The 20055-nt window shown below is 51.1% G+C and carries 16 protein-coding genes; 6 read left to right on the top strand and 10 right to left on the bottom strand.

What is annotated here, in order from left to right; translation table 11 throughout:
- Positions 1-2 precede the first annotated feature (2 nt).
- From GTP23_RS21345 to GTP23_RS21335, 3 genes are all read left to right on the top strand, one after another.
- Positions 3-1067, top strand: coding sequence for a CAP domain-containing protein (locus GTP23_RS21345; protein ID WP_161036994.1), 1065 nt, complete (start codon positions 3-5; stop codon positions 1065-1067).
- 908 nt (positions 1068-1975) lie between these two features.
- A complete protein-coding gene (locus GTP23_RS21340) occupies positions 1976-2968 on the top strand; it encodes a tyrosine-type recombinase/integrase (protein ID WP_161036993.1) in 993 nt (330 codons plus the stop codon).
- Positions 2946-3356, top strand: coding sequence for a hypothetical protein (locus GTP23_RS21335; protein ID WP_161036992.1), 411 nt, complete (start codon positions 2946-2948; stop codon positions 3354-3356). Before GTP23_RS21340 ends, GTP23_RS21335 begins: the two co-directional genes overlap by 23 nt.
- Positions 3357-3531: 175 nt before the next feature.
- On the opposite strand, the gene GTP23_RS21330 is transcribed toward GTP23_RS21335, so the two are convergent.
- The 5 genes from GTP23_RS21330 to GTP23_RS21310 form a co-directional block, all read right to left on the bottom strand.
- Entirely contained in the window at positions 3532-3750 is a 219-nt protein-coding gene (locus tag GTP23_RS21330; RefSeq protein ID WP_161036991.1) for a hypothetical protein, read from the bottom strand.
- 166 nt (positions 3751-3916) lie between these two features.
- Positions 3917-4339 (bottom strand): hypothetical protein, encoded by a 423-nt coding sequence (locus GTP23_RS21325; RefSeq protein ID WP_161036990.1) that lies wholly within the window; start codon positions 4337-4339, stop codon positions 3917-3919.
- Positions 4336-6396 (bottom strand): integrase, encoded by a 2061-nt coding sequence (locus GTP23_RS21320; RefSeq protein WP_161036989.1) that lies wholly within the window; start codon positions 6394-6396, stop codon positions 4336-4338. The genes GTP23_RS21325 and GTP23_RS21320 overlap by 4 nt, the downstream gene beginning before the upstream one ends.
- The gene (locus tag GTP23_RS21315; RefSeq protein WP_161036988.1) at positions 6389-7915 is read right to left on the bottom strand and encodes a site-specific integrase; all 1527 of its coding nucleotides are present in this window, start codon (positions 7913-7915) and stop codon (positions 6389-6391) included. The genes GTP23_RS21320 and GTP23_RS21315 overlap by 8 nt, the downstream gene beginning before the upstream one ends.
- Positions 7905-8975, bottom strand: a complete 1071-nt coding sequence (locus tag GTP23_RS21310; RefSeq protein WP_229256228.1) for a tyrosine-type recombinase/integrase — start codon at positions 8973-8975, stop codon at positions 7905-7907. Before GTP23_RS21310 ends, GTP23_RS21315 begins: the two co-directional genes overlap by 11 nt.
- Before the next feature lie 1647 nt (positions 8976-10622).
- Here GTP23_RS21310 and GTP23_RS21300 point away from each other — a divergent pair.
- Positions 10623-11993, top strand: coding sequence for a replication initiation protein (locus tag GTP23_RS21300; protein WP_371866962.1), 1371 nt, complete (start codon positions 10623-10625; stop codon positions 11991-11993).
- A 70-nt stretch (positions 11994-12063) separates the two neighbouring features.
- Here GTP23_RS21300 and GTP23_RS21295 read toward each other — a convergent pair whose 3' ends face one another.
- From GTP23_RS21295 to GTP23_RS21285, 3 genes are all read right to left on the bottom strand, one after another.
- Positions 12064-13095, bottom strand: a complete 1032-nt coding sequence (locus GTP23_RS21295) for a ParB/RepB/Spo0J family partition protein (RefSeq protein WP_161036984.1) — start codon at positions 13093-13095, stop codon at positions 12064-12066.
- Positions 13092-13781, bottom strand: a complete 690-nt coding sequence (locus GTP23_RS21290) for an AAA family ATPase (RefSeq protein WP_161036983.1) — start codon at positions 13779-13781, stop codon at positions 13092-13094. The genes GTP23_RS21295 and GTP23_RS21290 overlap by 4 nt, the downstream gene beginning before the upstream one ends.
- A gap of 478 nt (positions 13782-14259) precedes the next feature.
- Positions 14260-15603: a competence protein CoiA family protein gene (locus tag GTP23_RS21285; protein WP_161036982.1), complete on the bottom strand. Its 1344-nt coding sequence runs from the start codon at positions 15601-15603 to the stop codon at positions 14260-14262.
- A gap of 427 nt (positions 15604-16030) precedes the next feature.
- On the opposite strand from GTP23_RS21285, the gene GTP23_RS21280 reads away from it, so the two are divergent.
- Positions 16031-16627 (top strand): hypothetical protein, encoded by a 597-nt coding sequence (locus tag GTP23_RS21280; protein ID WP_161036981.1) that lies wholly within the window; start codon positions 16031-16033, stop codon positions 16625-16627.
- Between the two features lie 100 nt (positions 16628-16727).
- Positions 16728-17300 carry a hypothetical protein gene (locus tag GTP23_RS21275; protein WP_161036980.1) on the top strand — a complete coding sequence of 191 codons (573 nt, stop codon included), beginning with the start codon at positions 16728-16730 and terminating at the stop codon, positions 17298-17300.
- 79 nt (positions 17301-17379) lie between these two features.
- Here the strand turns inward: GTP23_RS21275 and GTP23_RS21270 are convergent, their stop codons facing one another.
- Positions 17380-17670 carry a hypothetical protein gene (locus tag GTP23_RS21270; protein ID WP_161036979.1) on the bottom strand — a complete coding sequence of 97 codons (291 nt, stop codon included), beginning with the start codon at positions 17668-17670 and terminating at the stop codon, positions 17380-17382.
- A 347-nt stretch (positions 17671-18017) separates the two neighbouring features.
- Positions 18018-19796 carry a site-specific integrase gene (locus GTP23_RS21265; RefSeq protein WP_161036978.1) on the bottom strand — a complete coding sequence of 593 codons (1779 nt, stop codon included), beginning with the start codon at positions 19794-19796 and terminating at the stop codon, positions 18018-18020.
- Between the last annotated feature and the right edge of the window lie 259 nt (positions 19797-20055).

Below are 20055 nucleotides of genomic sequence, written 5' to 3'. Positions count from 1 at the left end.
ACATGAACTCCACCATTAAACATTCGCTTTCGTTGCTTGCGCTATCGAGCTTAACCGCTTGTGGTGGTGGCGGTTCAAACACTGGCAGCTCAACTAAGCCAGCTGTTCAACCGCCGATTATGGTTATCACTCCGACCGTAACGCCGGCAGATATCCAGCAAGCCGTTCCCTCTCTCACATATGCGGATTCGTCGCAGGAATTTGCTTTCGTTACAGCTTATAACAATTTTCGATCGGCGATGGGCTTGGGGTTGTTGACTCAAAGCGCGCCCTTGGATAAGGCCGCAAGAAATCACCTATCGTATGTAATGTCGAACAGTAGCATCAATGGTGGAACTGTTGATATGAGCTCGATTAACCCGATCTATAACATTCCAAATTTCCACATTGAAGACCCATCCAAGGCTGGCTTTACCGGAATCCGTGTTGCTGATAGGGTTAGTTTTACTGGTTATGTAAATACAGCTGCCATTGAGGAGGGAAGCTATGGCGCTGGCGCAGGTGCAACTGCGGCCGTTAAGACCTTACTCGCAACGATCTACCATCGGCAGGGTTTCATGAACCAAGGCATCCGTGATATTGGGGTAGCAGTTGGGGCTGATTTAGCCCAGACGACGATTATCAATCTCGGCTTTGGCGTGAAGTCACAGAGCAATTCCAGCGATTACGTCGGAGTGTATCCTGCAGATAAGCAGACGCTGGTCCCACTATTCGCATCTCCAGAAGCCCCCAACCCTTATACCGAGATTAGTGATGTTCTCAATGATACGCATCGCCGTACGACCTATCCTGTAAGTATCGCAATCAAGGAGGGTTTGAGTTTGGCGATCGAGTCTTTCACCATCACCGAGGCTGGTCACACCCAGGCCATCAAGGCTCGCATTTTTACTAGTGCGAATGACAAGGCAATCTCCTCCTCAAATGCTTTTGTAGTTGGCTATGAGCCATTTAAGTCGAACACGACCTACTTGGTATCTTTCAAGGGGACGGCGAATGGTACAGGCATCAGCAAGAACTGGACCTTTACTACTGCTGCTTCCTGCTTAAACGTATTTACTTGCAATTAAGGTTCGTGACTGATAACAACCCGCATTGTCGGGTTGTTATCTTTACAAATGGCATAGTAGCCCACCACGCATTCGTCAGTTTGACTGACGTATAGGATTTTGAGATTGACTGGATGTGGACGTGTAATCACAAGCGTCCCGATATGGGCCTCGGCGACTTCACGCCAAAACAGAAATCGGCGTTTGCCAAATAACCTCTACTTTTAACTCGCGTTAAAAAACGTGGGGACTAACACTGGGTACTCTACTGCCTTCAGTATGACGTCATAATTAGCTCACGAAAGGCATGGGGCTGCTGGATTTTCGCACATAGTTGCACAGTTTTTTGCGAGAATATTGAGTAAATTCCCATAGAAACAATGACATAGTTTGCTCGTCTTTAGAATCTCAGTTTCAAATTGATGGGATCTTTGCGGTAATCCTCTAATTAAGAATTCTCATAACTTTTGATCTCACTTCTTGCGACGTATTGGTCCGTTGCCTTCCTATTCTTCAGCAATTCTCCTTTGGTTTTCGTGCCCAGAGCATGAGGCCGCCGCCTACGATGTGAATGTTCGCGTTTGTATGCTTGCTCATGCCCAGCACTCTCCTTCCAGATAGTTCGAATTGGCTTAGGAAAATCAGCTAAATTCAACTAACCAACGGTTATAAAAATACCCTCAAAACCCTGCTTAAGCCGCTGACTTCGGATATAAACCCCAGCACTGCCTCGTGCCAGCCCTCTGCGCGGCAACAAAAGAGCAAAGAGAACAAAGAGAGTGAAGAAAGTCAAAAGCGTCTACAAAGGGACGGCCTCAGAATTCAGCGGCTTGCACCTATCAAAAGCACACGTAAAATGTCGGTTAGTTGAATATCGCCTAAAATGGCGTTGAATTCGTGGCCAATGTGGCTACCAGCCGAGAAAACACATGAACTCTGTAATCGAACAATGGGATGCAGACCCCATCTCCTGTTTTGGCAAATTCGTCGAGACGATTGAATTCGTTCGCACCGGCTCTCGCCCTGCAGATCAAACACGCGAGACACCCATGCGAGCGGAGGGGGCAAAGGTCTACAAGTTCATGTTCGGTAAATTCGCCCGCTGGTTGGCCAGCCGCGGCGTGCCCTTCTCCAAAGCCACACATTACGACCTGCTGATGTTTCTGGAACTGGGGAGCGTCGTGGGCAATACCCAGGTCCAAGACCTCAATAGCAAAATCTCGTACCGCTACCTTCGCCTGATCGAGCGTTGCTACCACCACTTGAAGATCGCGCCAAATCCGGCGCGACATGCAATATTCGGCGCCTTGAAGCAGCAGCGCTATTTCAAAGACACGGCAATGGTGGCTCTCAATGCTGGTGAAATAGAACGCTTCATGGCCGCCCTACCCTACTCCCTTGCGCCTGCAGAATGGCGTCGGCGGCGCGACCGCGCTATCCAGCTCACGATGCTGTTCGCTGGCGTGCGTGTGTCGGAAGTCCTTGGGCTGTTGGTGGATGAAATCAGCCTACAGGCCGAACTGGACGGTTCGCATAAAATCGAACTGACCCCACAGCAGAAGCATTCCACCAGCTACGAGCACACGACAATACTCCGGCCACCAGCGGTAAAGGATGTACTCGCGTGGCTTGATGAACGCAGCCGCTTACAAATCCCGGGCTCGCTCGCGTTCCCTGCACCCAGTGGCAAGCGCCTCAATGCAACGACAGTCTATCTGCAGGTGAAATCAACGCTGGCCAGCGCCAAGATCGACGTCAAGCGTTCCGGCGGCCGCACGCTGCGCAACACTTACGCAGTGCAGGAAATCACTCTCGGAACCGAGAAGGCTACGCTCACCAAGCAGCTCGGCCTCGCCCTTGAGCGCTCGACCGATACCTACATCAACGCGAAGCGCCAGAATGAAAATCCAGACCATACATGACGTGCTCCGAGCAGCTGGTCTTGAACCATTATCGAAGGCGCAGCTCGTAGCCATTGCTCAGTCACCGTTAGGGAAAAAATTCGAGGCCGCCCTCCTCGCCTTTGGCGCTGGCCAAACGCCCGCACGCCAAGTGCTTTCACTCGTCTCCACGGCGCACATGCCGGCAATCCGATCAAAGTTGCGTGCAATGGGCTTCGAATTTGACCAGGTGCAAATCGCCAAACTCCTCCTCGATCACGGCCAATCGGTCATCACCATGATCGACCGGGCAATGACTGATCCGCGGGAGAGGCAATTCTTCCTCGCATTCATGGCCGGCTTGGGCTTTCAGCCAACCCCTGAAGGCACAGATCCGAATGCCCCGCCCTATTACAGTTATATTCACTAAGAAGTGTAAAGAAAGTCGACTTTGCAAGCGCTCGACTGACATCCGTCGAGCGCAGCCGACTTAAAATGACAACAAGGCCTGCGATTCGCGTAGTTGTTTACGTTGTTCCAGCAGGTTCCTTACATGTTGTCGACGATGCATAATTTGCGCCTATTCATCTAGGACCCGTAGCCCGTCAATCTCGCAATAATTCTGGATTATCTTTGCAAACAGAGTGTACTGCCATACCAACGCCTACGCCGTGTAATTCTTTCATCTGCGGCAAAAAATAAACCATCATGACAATTTTTTTTTGTTCAAGCGGTGAGAGCTCACCCCACGGAACTTCCTTCGAGTAAACGCTCGTGGTCGCCTGTCCTGTATCCCTTGATGTAGCCGCCATCTCTGCGAACATATGCGATTGTTTGCCATGGGCACGCACCTTGGATAACTTTAGATTTTTCGCTTTTCCCCGTGGGCACCAGCAGTGTTCTCAGCAGCCTGCCAATATAGGGATTGATGGATGTCCAAGGGAGCAGAATTCGCGGGTACTACGAAAGGCGCTCGTCGAGGGCCCTAGCCTATTTGGTAACTTCTCTGTTAACAATCGGCAAGGGCTGCGACAGAAATGCTTCATTAAGTCCTCGTGAGTGTGCGTTATACGCCCAGGTAGCGAACTTTTCCATGAAGCGGTTGTTCTCCATCCGCAGCCGCTGGTTCTCGCCCTCAAGTCTCGCTATCCGCTCCAGCGCGGCTTGTAATTCAGAAGATGATCCGCCCTTTATGTCACTGCTTCCCGGCTTTCCTGTCACCGCACTCTTGCGGAGCGCGAACGCGTTTTTGATGCGCTCATGGTTGTTCAGGGCCTGACGGGTGTAGACCGCCTTGCTGCGCCGGGCGATCGCCTTTATGAGCAAGTCCCAGGTTAGCTTGCCCGACCATCCATCCAAAATTTTGACGATGGCTTCAATGTCGACGGTCGAAAGATTCTTGGCTCGTGTCATGCTTGATTTCCGGTAGAGTCAGGGCTGCTGGCAACCCTCAGGCCTGAGTATTCACGTTGTTGGCGCGCCTGTTCCAAACGGGAGGCCGAGATCACACCAGTTGGTTGGATGATGGCGCCGTCCGGCACTGCGGGGTCATCCAAAATAGCGCACAGTTGGTCCAGACGCTGGAGCGTCAAGCTTTGGTGCTCCACCCACCGGTTGGCGCCGAACTCATCCTCGCCGAACGCTTTCCTAGCACTGTCGAGCAGAGCGGTGGTCTCGCTTCGATGGAGGCGGATGGCTTGTTCGCGCACTTGGTCACCCTTGACGCACAAGTGCTCGTCGCAATTAAGGCAGTCGCGATGGATTTGGCACGGCAACATCGAGAAATCGTGGATGCAGTACCCGAAGTCTGTCGTATGGGCGGTGAGAACCTTTAAAGACGCAAATTGGTCGCGAGTGATGAGCGTGTTCTTCGGGATGTGCGCCAGAGGGCCAAACATTTTTTTTTCATCTCCGATAGCAGCACGCATCATTGCAAGCACATCGCGGTCGGATTGGTGGTCGTATACTGCGTTCTGCGCGACCTTCGCACGGCCGCTCCACTTTGCGATGTCCAGTTGGCTCAATCCGCCCATCTGCGCAATGGTATTCAAATAGTGTCGGAACTGGTGCGTGGTCAGGCGCAGAGGCTCTTTATTAGCATCCCTATATCCAAACTTCTCAAAAATAGTTTTTATGAGCGGCGTGCCAACTAGGCGGACCCGCACGAAATCGTAACCGACCAACATAAAGGCACAACGATAGGTGGTGTGTTTTGCACTCATCTCATTGCGAAGCACTAGGCAAAGCGCGTCACTGTAGCGCAGACCGGTTTCCTTGTTCGCAATAGGGAAACCGGACGGCAGCAGTGCCAGCACAGCCCGCTCTACGTCAGCAAACGCAACCGTATTGCATCCACCTTGTTCACGACTACCACCCTCCCAGCGGGACTCGATATGGTGCGTGGCGCACCAAGCTGCGCCACGCTGTTCGTCGCGCTTGATATTAGCTGGATCCCGGAAGACAACGGCACAGACTTCCGGGTTCGTGAGGCGCACCTTGGTCCGCAAATGCTCGAGATGCTCCGGTATATAAAGTTTGTCGGGATTCTTCTCATACCAGAGCGCAACAGCTCGAGCTTCTTTGGATAGCTTACGCAGATTTGCCACGGCTTCTTGGGCCACGCTAGCCATCGAATACACGACCCACTTAACTTGGGCTTCTCCGCCTTTGGATGGCAGCCAGCGTAGACCGTACGTGGCTTGCCCATCAGTATCCGTTGTTTGCACTTCGCAATCAAACGGCATATGCAACAGTTCGTTGATCCGGCTAGGGGCTGATGACAGAATGGCGCATACACTGGTCACGAAGATATCTGACGGGTCCTTCGCGACATGGAAAATCTCCGCGATGGCACTAAGAGCATCGGCTGATGGAAGCCGAGCATTTCGGAGGGCGTCAAACTCGGGGCCGACACGTAACATACCGTTCCAAGTCTTCGGTTTCGCTTTTCGCCACACAATAGGCGTCGAAACCAGATGATTCTCTGCGAGGAATTGCGAGATGCGTTCTAAGTAAAGGAGCGAGCTATCCGGGTTCTGGAATCGCTCGGTCAGAATTTGCGAGGCTCGCTGGAAGTGACGCAGGGTGGTCATGGTAGGCGAAGCAACCGGTTCAACATCCTGCAAGGCTTGTGCGAGTGCGCGTAAAGCAGCGATAGTGTGTGCCCCTACCTTGGCCTCGCTCAGGGCATGATGGTTTCTTAAATAGGCCTTGGCAAAGGACTTAAATGGCTCCGGCATTGGTACGCCGTCTCTCTTGCCGCGGCCAGACGGGAAGCAAGTAAAGCGCAAGCGCAGGGTAGTGTTTCGCGCCTTCAATGATGCCTTTGCTGTGACGTCCCATTCATCGGATTCAAAGTCCAAATCGGAACTGAACGTGGTCAGCTTCTCCTTGGCAAACTCGACAAAGTCCCTCAAATTCGCTTCTGCGTCGCACTCCGACTTTGGCTTAAAGAGTAGCACCTCAGCCATTGGTGCCCTCCTTCACCACTCGGCAAAGTTGAACTACTTGGGCGACGGCCAAAATCGTTCGGTCGTTGACCGCACTAATGCGGGGGTCCGATACTCGAGTACGTTCATTCAGAAGGTGGTCAAGGACGGCTTCGTGGGGGCCGTCCCACCAGGGCTCGAAGCTCTTGCAGGTGTAACAGGCAATCGGCGCGGAAAAGCCGCAGAAGCTGTGTTGACCGCATGAGCCCATAGGAGATGCGCTGCGATCAATCCGAAGGTCGACGATGCGACTGCGCGCATCGGCTCCTCGTGTGGCTTCTGATTCGTTCTTGATGAGATGTCCACGAAAAGCCTGAGCAAGGGGAGCCATTTGAAGAGCGATTGCTTTGTCAATACGACCAGCGAGTTCGGGGGGCGCAGCAATATAGACGCCAGCGCTTTCCGTGCCGGAGTGGTCAAGGAGCTCAGCAATGACGAGAAGCTCGTGACCTTCCTGGGCTGCGTTGGTACCAAACGTTCGCCGGAATCTGATAGGCGGCATATTGAGGCGTTCGCCGGTGCGCTCGGACATCACTTGTAGCTTGTCCAACGCTGTCTTCAGAGTTTCCTGCAGCCCAGAACGATTACGGTGAAACTTCGCCCAGCCCTCAATATTGCAAGATGCTTCGTATTGTTCCTGCACCGGAAATAAAGGTGACTGCCCCGTATCAGCGAGTTTACCATCAAAGCGAGCTCTAACCTTCTTGGCATAGGCATACAGTGGCTTGCCGATTTGACTTACCAAAGGGCGAGCCTTGAAGGCGTCTCGTGGGGAAGCGTTACGTTGCTTAGCTCGAGGCACTTGAAGGACATAAGCCTCAGTCCCATCCGGTGCTACTGTCCGCGACAGGTCACAGACCTTCAAAGCGGAAATTTGGACAGGCCGAGAACCCAAAGCGATAAAAAGCCAAGCCAACAAGAACGCTTCTTCGGTCACCTTTCCGGCACTGTACGCATCGTTTAAGGCATCCTGTATACCGGCCTGCTCAATAGGAGAGAATGGACCCATTATTGGGTCGAGCGTCATGACCGCCACGCCAGTCGGCGCGCCTTTTGTTCGAATCTGATCCAGTACTGAGATGACGTCGTTCGACACGCCTGGGAGTCGAAGACCCGTCCATTTGCGGAGTACTGAGGCCACCTGCTTTAGGCGGTGTCCAAAGGCCGCCCGTTGATTTAACACGTCGGTGCCAGTGATGACGCTTAGGGCGTCGTCAGCCGAATCGTACAGGTTTTCGACGAAGAACGAGAACTCTTGGAAAACACTTTCCATGTAGCGCGCGGAGCGGTTCTCTGCGAACCAAATCAGCGTGCACTTAAAGGAACGAAGCAATTCCTCGGTCATGGGCAGCTCAGAGTAGTCTAGACGAATATTGTCCAATCCATCGCGGAAGTTCCAAAGATCATCCTGCGGGTTGAACACTGCACCTCCCTTCGTCGTCACAGACTTGGGCAGTAGCGTGGTATCCCAAGCTATCAAGATAGCAAGATCAGATGCCATTGTTCTTCTCTCCCAGGCGCAGTTTAGCTTGCAGGGCCAAAGAGGCGTCCTTCGCTTTCTTCCGAATATGGCGACGGGTATAGACGCTTGCCATTGACGAGGTGTCCGACCAGCCCATGAGGCGGGTGCGCATCTTGTGTTCTTCTGCCTCAGACACGCCGGCCAAATCCATCTCCGCTGAAAACACATCGTTCCATGTGTGGCGCATCACGTGAGCGGACAGCGACTTAGGTAGGTCTGGTACCCGTTCACGCAGAGTAATGAATATTTTATGGAACCCCGAGAGGCTCAAGGGGGCACCGCTACCGTTGGCTACCCACAAAAACTCATGCTTTCGAGCTCCCTTGATTGCGCGGCGATTTTTCATCACATAACGTCGCGTGAGCTCGGCTAGATCTTCATCAAGGGCGAGTAGACGGTCGTTCGTTTTCGTGCGTGGCTGCTGGGCACGTAGGTCAGCAGGATCGTCCGCCCGTCGAGGAATCAAAACCTCGTTCGTCTGAAAATTGATGTCTGAGACTTTCAATGTCAGCAGTTCCCCCCGGCGTATCCCGAGCGATAAAAGCCAGCGGAGTATCAGGTAGTTGCGTAATTGCGCATGGGCGTTCTTCCATGGATTTTCCGACGAATGCGGGTGAATGACTTCGATGAGTCGCTCAAGAGCAGCAGAGGGGATACCTTCGCGAGCCTCAACAGTATTGCGTCCCCCGCCGCCAGGCGTACGTGCGTCAATGGCACCCAGCACTATGTCGGAAATAGCTCGCAGCCCCGCAAAACGAGGATGTGTTGGGCCGATTCGCAAAAGAGTATCTTTAGTTAGCCAATCGAGATAGCTTCGAATAGACCGCAAACGCATTCCAGCGGTGAGCGGGTCGACGGTCTCAGAAGTTTTTTGATGCAAATGAAATACCTTGCTGTCCGTATCGGGACTGAGTTCCTGTAGCGTAAATTTGCACTTGTTTGCTAGTTCTTCAACTTCAACCAAGGTTAACAGCTGGCCCGATTCAAGACGATCGGGCAGGTGAACATCCAGCTTGTCGAGAATAATGTAAAGCACCATCAAGGAACGAAGCGCCTGCTGGATGGTGGCACTCGCTTGGTTAGTAGCTCGCAGTTCGGTTAGCGACCAAAGGGTTGGGCTGTGTAGGGGGAGGCCAGTGGCGCGGCAGCATAGAATCGGGAGATGTTCGCCCGTGGACAACCGAATTGACTTAACGAAGTAGGGACTAATGTTTACACTTTCAAAGGTGAACTATATTTTATTATAGCAATAATCCATAATAAATGTAAACAGCATGGAATCCTCCTTTAAAACAGTGAGTTAGGAAATTTTTCTTTACTTTTTAGTTAGGTGAATATTCTTACAGCTTCAAGATTTTCGGTCAATCGGCAGCATTAACAATCAGCGAGGCTCGAACGCGCAAGACAAACCTGTTCACCGTACAGGTTGATGGCGCGCGTGGCCTGACAGTAGCTGACCGCACGACGTACAACTGGCAGAGCAAGTTGGTCTTTCAGTTGTCACCAGCGGAGATGTACCAGCTGCTTGCGGTTCTTGAACGCAAACTACCGGGCGTGAAGTTCACTGGCCACGGGCCAGCGCACGATAAGTTCATGGACTGCAAAGTGCAGGACGGCGGCTTCTTTGTTCGAATGGGGCAGACTGGAAGACCGATCATTCCAGTACCGATAGTTCCGGCCGATGCTGTTCGAATCATTAGCCTTCTGTACAAGCAGATACTGGCAAACGACACGCATTTATGTGCCTCAGATCTTCAGCAGCTAATATCCTCCATGGCATCCATGATGTCGACCAGCACAAGCACCTAGTACCTGACGGCGTTTCCTGCCAATTATGCGGCCAACAAAAACAGTGACCTTACGCATACAGTCAGAACTAACGAGCCTCCAAAACTCAACGGCAAAGTCACGCTTTTTGTACCGGTGAATCACAAAGTTATGTTTTTGAGGCACGCAAGCAGGTCAAAGTCACTGTTTTTGTAGGAAATTTGTGAATACTCACTCTCATTGAAACCCGCATTAACATGGAAAGGTCACTAAATTTGTAGTAGTTCTGGCGCCAGACAATAGAATTCCCGCGAGCTTCACAAGCTATACCCAACGAATCACAACAAATTTAGTGACCTTTTCAATTTAAACCGAGAAAAAAACAGGTGTATAACCGCCGTTCTTCAAATCCAACAACAAATCTAGTGACCTTTCAGTCCTCAAATGCTGGCCACGCGCTGATGACCTAATACCAATATTTTTAAAAAGTACATTTTTAAGGCTGAAACTTATCAAAAATTCACCTTTTAGCGTTCATTTTTAGCGACAACAAATACAGTGTCTTTGCCCTACAAATATAGTGACCTTCGTATTCCCAGAATCGGAACCCTACAACAAATACGGTGACCTTGCGCTACAGAAAATGACCTATCTCTACAAATCTAGTGACCTTGCTCATCGTAAACGTGACCTTTCTTCACTAAGTCCTTGTTTTATAAAGAAAGCCGATTCCTCTGTATGTATGTTTTGTTTTTAAAAAAAACTAACTTACGGCCAAAATTCTGTGGATAACACAAAAGACTCAGAACATTAAATTCGCGAATCAGACACAAAGTCACTGTTTGTGTTTTGACACGGTGACTATTTCCAGTCACTATCTGTCACTATGAATCTGACGAACAAAACCAAGGATCGAACTGTGAACGATGACCGACAACTAGCACTAATGCTGTTTGACTCTCTTTCACAGCAAAGCAAAAGCATTACCAGTGCCCCCACCAGTCTCGGGTATCGTCGCAATAACGCTTTGGTTCAAATCGTTGATTTGTCACTGGCAGGCCGCCGATTGCTCGATGTTGCTTATTTCATCGTAGCTACTGAAAGCGAAGTAAAAAAGACCTATTCAATTGAACTGGGTCTGTTTAAGTGGTTGCTTGGCACAACAAGCGATAACCGAGCGCACATCAAACGTCTGATTCGCGAAGCGCAAATGGCTGCTATTGAACTCAATGGGACTGAAATCCAATCCGATAACACGTATCCATGGGGTTCTATTCCATTGATGGGGACAGCACGCATAAGCAATGGTCGGTTTATCTTCGATCTAGCTGAGGAACTGCAATTGGTCATTCGTGACCCACGTGCTACGCACTTTTTAGCGCTTCGATACGTCTTCAAATCGGTCTACACTAAAATTTTGTATGACCGCCTACAGCCCTACATGCAAGAAGGTGCAACACCTTGGTTTGGGTTAGAAACACTCCGGATATGGTTGGAGTGCAACAAAAAAACGTACGAGTTGTTCAAACACTTCAGATCACGCGTTCTCGACGTTGCGATCGCTGAAATCCACGAGGTGACTGGTCTAGAAATCACTATGGTCACTCAAAATGTACCAGGTTCTAAAAAGGTAAACGAAGTTCGTTTTGTGTGGGACGAAAACAATCGTGCCGACGAACAAAAGGCTGCCCTGGTTATTCTGAAAACACTATATGAGACGCTCAGGAACGAGATTGGGTTAAGCCACGCGGATATCGATGAAATCATCAAGGACCGAGCTCGTTATTCTGATGAAGTAATCCAGCAAGCCATTGACTACACTCGCCACGCTGCTGCTGCCGGCAAGATTAAGATTCGGGTCAGTGGTTACTTTATGAAAGCATTACGCGAAGGCTACATCATAGGGACTCTGGATCAAGATCTCCGCCAGCGTAAAGCGATAACGGCAGCAGATAGTCTGGCAGGCGCCAACGCGAAAGAAGTACGAGAAAAGTCGGCAGATAGAGAATTCACAGCCAAGCAGAAACGTGACGCAGACGCCGGCTGGGAGGCCTTCGAAGCAATGTCAGCCGACGATCAAAATAAGTTAGCCCGAGCATTTGCAAACCTATCTACTTCCGCCCTATTTGCCACCAGACTTGGTATTGAAACTCATGAGCTGATTGACCACCTGCAAGAGCCAATCGTGCATCAAAGTTTCGGCGCCTTCGTGACACTCCAGCTTCAGCAACAAAAGAAGGCAGCCAAGATGAACAAAGGCCCTGGACTATTTGCTGCCGACAACTCCTAATCTAACAAATAAAACGGAGTCGATTTTTTAGAACCGACTCCGTTTTTATATGGTCACTAAAATTGTAGGACTATTCTGTTAGGCCAAAGCGATCGCGTAATTCTGCGATTAGCTTCTGGCGCTCTACGGCATCGATAATCTTTACATCGAAAGATACTCGACCCGAATCCCACGTTTTCATAGATCCGATATCACGACCGTCGCGCGTAATCTTATATGCACGCGACGTTTCTTTCTGCTTACGCGCAGTTTTTGGTTTCTCGTAAATTTCACGTGCGTCGGTGATCGTTTTACGACTCACCTCCCCTGCCAAGATCCCTTGTGTCAATTCGATAGCTTGTTCAATCGGTGCCGATTCAGCGAACAGCTTCAATTCATATAGCAAACTAACTTTGAACTGTACCGGGTTCTCACGCACAATTGCCAAGATGGGTTCTGGCAATCCCAAAATAGCCATTGTTTTATTGATCGATGGCAGTGAATAGCCGGTTACTTCTGCGATTTCGGTTTCACTGGAATACACGCCTTTATCAATCAGGTTACGCCACGCCAATGCATTATCGAGCGCAGTTTCTTCTTCGCGATCATGATTCTCACGGAAGCTTTTTGCGTATAGCTCTTGGTCGCTCATAGGCGGATAAACAACCAGCAGCATTGGACGACCAAGGCGCTTGAGAGCCTTCCAGCGATAGTGGCCAGCGATCAGAATTACCTTATCATCTACAGCCACCGCTGAGCCCGGCGTTTCTTGTCCATTAGCGCCAATACTGGTCGCTAGTTCATTCACTCGCTCTGGCCGATAGATGTGCCGCGCATTAAAGGGATTCGGTTCAATTTGATCGAGTGGAACTTCACGCAATACTCCACCGCCAGCAACCAAGACCGGTGCGGCTGTTGTAGCTTGTGCAGCAGGCACTGTCGCATGAATTGTTTCGACAGGAGCACTCTGGGTCGTGGCTTCCTCTTGAGGCTGAGAGGCAGGAAGCACTGGATTGAGTTCCGCCCTAGCAGCAGCGTGTGCAAACCGATTATTCAAAGTGGGCGCAGACGAGACTGCAGAGCGCATCCGCTGAGATAAATCCTGTTTTTTAATCTTGTTCATTTCTTAGCTGCCTTGGGTTTTTTGAGATTCAGACCAACTTGGTTCGCCAGTTCATAGGCAACCGCCTCGATTTCATTTTTTGCTACAGATGCACCAAAGGCTCCTACAGAACATCCGTAAGCCTGGCACTCTGGGTAAGCATTCCGCATGCCGACCTTAGAACTCATGATTGGGAGTTTGCTGTCCTCTTTAAGGGAGTCAAGGCAAGTATCAAACACTTTTCCTTTTCGCATCACACTTAAAAGGTACGTCGCGCCCAGCACTTCGTTAGGACGTTCGTCGCGTGCTTTAATAATAAGATCTTCAGCTATCTTCGATGCCCATACGTTATCAAGAACAGGGATGACGGGGATCACGGCGTAATCAGCAATCAGAAGCGATGTCCATGGTACTGGCGATTCAATCGCCGGTGGGCAATCCACTAGGATGACATCGTACTTATCTACTAGCTGCTCAACTTTGTGAATGAAGTTCTTACCGAGCGGCGCAAAATTCAGCACTTCAGCTGGGAATGGAGCTTCAGCAGTTGCTTGCAAACTCCATAACTTGGCCGTGTTTTGTGGGTCCATGTCGATAATGCAAACCTTCAATCCAAGCATGCCCCAAGTACCACCAACCTGCATGGTAGTCATCGTTTTAGCACAACCGCCCTTCTGGTTGAATATCGTCACAATCTTGGCAGTCATCCCATCCTCACTTTCACCGGTGAAAGCGGCATACCGTTACGCCGCGATAAAGCAACATCATATTTTATTTTTTATTTTTACGCAAATAATAAAAATTATGTTCACAAAATTACTCGCAGAAATTTCGGTGCAGTATTCTACTAATTGCATACAGGCTTTCACCGGTGAAAGTGGTGCAATATTGAATCGATGAGCCGCAAATAAGTCGTGTCATCTGAGTCGAAAGCGGAAATATCAGAGTCTTGAGTCAAGGTAGATGCGAAGGCCTGGCACATTCAAATAGAACACAATCGCGTACCGAATATGACATATTCGGCGTGTCAACTTTACGCATCGCTACCGATCAATTTCGCCGGTGAAAGTGGACGAAATTGGGCTGTCCAAAAAAGGACCGAGTAGTGCGCAATAGCCTTCAATGTTCTCTCCAAACACGTAATGACAAGCCACTTTCACCGGTGAAAGTGGCTCAAGAGAGGTATCAAATACTCTTCAGCAGCTTTTGCTTAAACAGGGCAGTAGCCCCCTCAACTTGGAATGTTAATCGAGGCATAGCCTGTCCCACGTCACGCATACTGAGACTGGCAAAAGGCGAACTGGCATCCAAGAACACGAAATTATCGCCCTGTATAGCGGAACAGCATGGGCAAGTATTCGCCCAATACTTCCCACCATAAGCGCGAGAACTTGCATACTTAATTGAACTAGGTGCCGGTGACGGTGGCGCAGTTTCAGCAAAGGGGACGCCAGGCCACCAGTACAGCACAATATCCTCACTGCATTTATAGCACGACACCACTGCCCCTACATAGGGATCATTAGGTAGTAGTTGACCGCGCTTATTCGCAACTGCCTTAATTTTTCTCGCTTGATCTCTACAGTCCGGGCATAGGGTGTCTTTCAATCGTTCTTGCGTCGGCTTCCAGTAGTACGGATCATTAATAATGTCCTTGGCATCTAACTCTATCCATGCAACCCGAAGTGCTTCGCCCTTCGCTTGATCCACAGCGTGTGTATTGATCACTTCGATTGCTAGAACCGCACTATCTCCCCTGTAGGCCATTACATCACAGCGAAACGCACCCTCCTGCACTTCATTCACCGCGCGATCAAAGGCTCTACTACCGAGCACAGTATCGAACTGCTTTCGACACTTGCGACACGTACATGACAAACGCAACTCCTTAGCTGAGCGAGTCATTTCATTAATCACCTGTGCAACGAGTTCCTTTGCAATTTGATGGAGCACGGATTCACCATCACAACGAGATCCAACGTTGTGAGCGAAGTGGCGAACCCGGAGATCGCCAGCTTTAAGTGTTAGCGGTGCGGCACAACTTAAACAATGGTACGGCTCCGTCGAATCAGCATCATTTGCACATACAAGAACACCATGTGAGTTGATCCCGTATGGCACGGCCAGTCCCTCAACCTCACGAGGCCGAGTAGCCCAGAATCTCTGTGGAGGTGGCGAAGATATCGGTGGTGAAGGATGCTTTCTGCGGCCACCCTTCAAACGTAAGTAAGCATCTGCGTCATCAATCGTTGCCTGAAGTTGCCCGGGTAATTTCGCATTGCGCATGGAATACGGATCGGGTATGCCTGCCTGTCTTCGAATGTCTGTAAGTGTGAGCAAAGCTCGATGGCGAGTGATGCCTTCTCGACTGTGATTGTCATGAATGAGGTGATTAATTTCTTCACCTGAGATGCCGATCTCTAGCATTTTAAGTTGCTGAAACTCCAACTCTTTATGCAAGCTATCAGGGATAAAGCTAACAAGACTCAGCAACGCTCGAAATTTGAATTTTTCATCTGCTACATTCATTTATCACACCATGAATTCGGGACACATGATCGCCGTGAGGGCGGGGAGGCGTGCTTGACACTATAGACTAGCCGACCAGGTTGGAGTTCGGCTATTCCATGAAATTAAGGTAACAAAACGTTTTCACTTTCACCGGTGAAAGCTGCGCTGCAATTAACTGCGATCCCTAGATTGATGCGCTGGGATTACAGCAATTTCTTTAAGCCATGATACCGCTGTGGTAATATATGACGGTCGCCATGCGGCATATCCCTTCATTACCGTCTAGCTGAGTCAACGATTCAGCTATGCACAGCATCCTTTAGCTGGCCTGCATTTCCAACGCCGATTCTCGGCATTCGCTCTACGATCGCCATCGCATGCTGGTGCGTCGCAAAGTACTTCACCTCAATGAGCTCGCCAGCTCACAATCAATAAGGATCTCATCATGATTAATGCAATCTATGCGGATATGCTCGCCATCATCAATAAACATCAGTTCGAAGTCGCCACGTTGTACCCAGTAGATCTGATCTGTGATCGCAGTCGGCTGGAGGCTAGTGCGACTTCAGGTGCATCTATCGCATGGTGCGTCGGCAATACCCATATCCACATCGTGTTTCTTGGGCTAGAGCCTGAAAATAATGAGATGGTTCATTGCTTTACAAACCTCAGTGCCGGCGACAAGTTCTACCTGATCAAAATCGGACAGAGCGACTACTCCTTCAAAGAGATGGATCGCAAGCAGTTCGCCGACCTCGCCAGTACCAGAATCCCGTACCGCATGCTGGGTACTGCGAGCGATTTCACGCTGTACAAAGATACACGTCGTCTTGCTCGCTGCGTCACTCAACGCCACGGCACTTACGAGAACGTCGTTTTCAAAACCAAGATCACTGCGTTCGAATCGCTACATAAACATGATCGGGACGCGGTCGAGTTGTGGTGTAACCGCAAGATCAGCGAGGCCAGTGGTTCGGTGTTCAGCAAGCGCGAACTCGACTGGCAAGAATCAGGGCAGGCGTTCCAGCTGCAAGCTGCGTAACTCCACATCGCAACATCGATTCAATCAGCAGTACTTACAACACCCACCAATACGGCGGCCAGATCCGCCCGAAGGGGAGGGCGGCCGCAAGGAAGCTGACATGCAAACTCATATTCAAACACCTATCCATATCGCTCCGAATCTGGGCGATTACTACTATCCCGAGGATTACTCTACCACCGGCAATTCCCTGATTTTTGATCGTTATGCCAACAGCGTCATGCGAAGCTGCTTATCCAAACTCATCGGCGTGGAAGTACGCGGTATTCGCGACACTGAGGATGCTCAGGCAGATTGCTCGTTCGATGACACTCATCCGCTGATCTTCTCGGTCTTCGTGACTGCTCGCGATGGGGGAGGGGAGCGCGTCGGAGACTTCTCGTCTTATGCCGATGCTCGATATTTTGCGTCTGAACTAGGTATGGAATATTACTTACCGGTCCACGACGCGATCCAGGTGCAGTACGAGCGGTATGCGAAATTCCATTTCGTAGAATACCGGGCTGATGATCTAGTGGACGCATATCCACTTTCCAACGGCCGTACTGTATTTCGACGACTGGCACCAAACGGTTCCAAGGTCGTCTTCATGATGGATCGAAATACATTATCTGAAGCAGAGTTCCAAGAATTCCATCGACTTCTTCGGCGCAGTTCGGCAGCCTTGAACTGACCACTTCAATAGTTAATGCCACCCAAGACCCGCAAGGTCTATGGGTGGCATTTTTTTTGTCCAGTCGAAGTAGGGGAGATTACGCTTCCTGAATCAGCACTTCGATTTCAACTGCACCAGAAAGTAACTTGTTCAACTCGCCGTTAAGTTCGTCCCGGCGATCTTGCGTGACGTTTTGATGGGCGTTAGCAAATTCCTTGAGCGAATCACTCGAAACTCTTCCTCGCCAAGATGGCCATGGATCAACGGGAGATAAGTTGTCTTGAAGCATCTTTTTCAACTCAGCACCGTTCCACCAGAATGCGAACACTTCGCCAGTGGATTGTCCATGTTGATCTAGGCCAGTCAGATGTACATCTAATACCGTCATAACAAAATCCCTTCAATGGGAAAAGTGAGTCAGAAAAACACGAAAAACGACGACAAAAAAATGGCGTCTCAGAGGTCGTGACATCACTCTATCAGTTCCTTCACTAATCGAGAATTTAATGAACCACATATACCACTTCTGCCCGCTTGTTCACCGCAAAGTTGTGCTCAGGCCTCTTACACTCTATCTCGAACCACTTGTCGGATCATCTCGACCGATAATCTCGACTGAGTGTGCATGTTCCGAGGAAGATCAATGCGTCTCTAGCCTCGATAAAGCTTGCCGGCGACGACAGATCTGTGACCAATCCTAAATCTTAGTGAGTGGACGGGCAAAGGCTAAATGGCTTATGCCCGTCCCTTTTTTTCACCACGCTTTGCGAAGTACTTAGCACCTTCCTCCAAGATGCGCTTGGTCTTCGCCTGCACGTAGATGGCCGTGGTGGATGGACTCTGGTGCCCCATGATGGCTTGAGCAACATCGAGTGGCATACCATCTTCGACGGCCAGCGTTCCCCACGTGTGCCGCAGCGCGTGAGGCGATGCCGCCTCCAGTTCATTGAATTGCTCGCTGGTGAATCCTTCAATCGCGTCCGGATCGAATTTCAGGCGCTTGAGCGTCGCTTGGAAGAGGCGATAGAGCGAGTCACCGGTATAGCCCACGACATTGGGCGTGGCATGACGCTCGATCGCTCCCTTATGCTGCGGAATGATGAGTGGCGCCAGAAGTGGTATGGGCTGATCTGCCTTATCGAAATCGAGCCCGCGATCAATCCAGTGCGCGCGCAGCGCATCCAGCGTGCGGGGGCTAACCGGCACGATCCGCTCGGCGCTGCGCTTGCCGATCACGGTCAGCTGGCCAGCGTCGTATGCCCATTTATTCGGTTTGAGCGCGTCGCGCATCGCGCCGGCGGCTTCTTCACGGCGCAGGCCGGAGTCGCCCAAGAGCAGCATCATGGCCAGCGCAATGCGGTCCTGGCTGTTCTCGGGCAGCTCGCACCGTTCCGTCAGCCGGTCGATGACTTCATCCCACAGGTCGCGCGACAGGGCTTTATCGATCTGCATCTCGTGCACTTTCTTGACCACGACCGGATCTTTGACGGCCAACCACGGGTTGCCGGCCAGGTAGCGCACTGCGACGAGGTAGGCGAATGCCGAACGGATCACGACGATGGCGTGCAGTTGCGAAGCAGGGGAGAGCGGTTCCTTGCTGAAGGGACGCCAGCGGGTCGAAGAGCGTGGCGCGCGGTCACCGACAAAGCGGGCGCTTGGGCGCTTCAGAAACGCCTTGTAGGCCTCGCAATCGGTCACCAGCACCGAGGAGAGCGGCTTATTTGCCTCCAGCACGCACCAGTACAGGAACCGCTCCAGTTCCTTGGTGTAGGAGCGCAGCGTGTGCGGCTTGTCGCTGAACCGGTCTAGATAGGCTCGTATTGCCTCCAGATCGTTCTGTGCGCTGATGAAATTGAACCGATGGTCACGGTTGATACCGGCCGAACCATCGAGCCAGTCGGGCGCTTTGGCGTGCTTAATCGGCACCATGTACTCGTTCTGGCCAACGCCGAGCAGTTCGAGCTGGGTAGGGGAGGGGACATAGTTCCCCGTATAGATGCTGCCGAGGCTCGCCTCGTGTTTGCGCATCCAGTTGGCGATCGCCTCGGCGCGGTGTATGCCCACACGCGGCACCCCGCGCCACCAACTCGGACCGCGGCGCAACATAAAGGCGCGCAAGTCACCCAACGTGACTAGCTGCTCGGCCTTCAGGGCGGCCGTCGTGCGTGGCCGCATCCACATGGCGATGGTTTGCTCGGGCTTAGGTGTCGCCGGCGGCGCCTCGGCGATCTGAATCAGGAGATCCAGCGTGCGCGAGGTGATATGGCCGTTACGTCGCGCCGTTTTGAGGTTGTCGGCCAGCAGCGGGTTGTTCACGCTGGCGCGTTCGATCAGATCGTCGCGCATGGCGATCAGGTAGCGTTCCAGACCGGTTTCGAGCTGGGGCGCGTCATGGCTGTAGTAGCGGTCGGCGATCACATCGAGGGGGATTTTGAGGCAGAAGGCGCGCAAGGCGGTGTAATCGCCGCGGGTGTATGCCAGTGTTGGCAGAATAATATCGCTATGTTGCGCCATCGAGCTATCCTGTATGAGTGATCCCCAAACAATAAAGTTTGACACTGCGATTGCAAGCGCGAATGCAGCAGCTGGTCGCGATAATAAAGTTTGACACTGATCCGGGCTGGAGGCCGCATGGGACCGTGAAGCCCCTCGGAATTCGCACTGCAATGGTGCAAATAATTGTCAGACTTTTTTATTTATTGTCAGACTTTATTCCTGCAAGAAATTTTCCCCGTGTCTAAACCCCTCCATAATAGCGTTTCACGGCTAAAAA

The organism is Duganella fentianensis (assembly GCF_009857835.1).
GTDB lineage: Bacteria > Pseudomonadota > Gammaproteobacteria > Burkholderiales > Burkholderiaceae_D > Rugamonas > Rugamonas fentianensis.
Note: the sequence above shows the minus strand (reverse complement) of the source record. Positions and strands in the feature narration are given on the sequence as shown.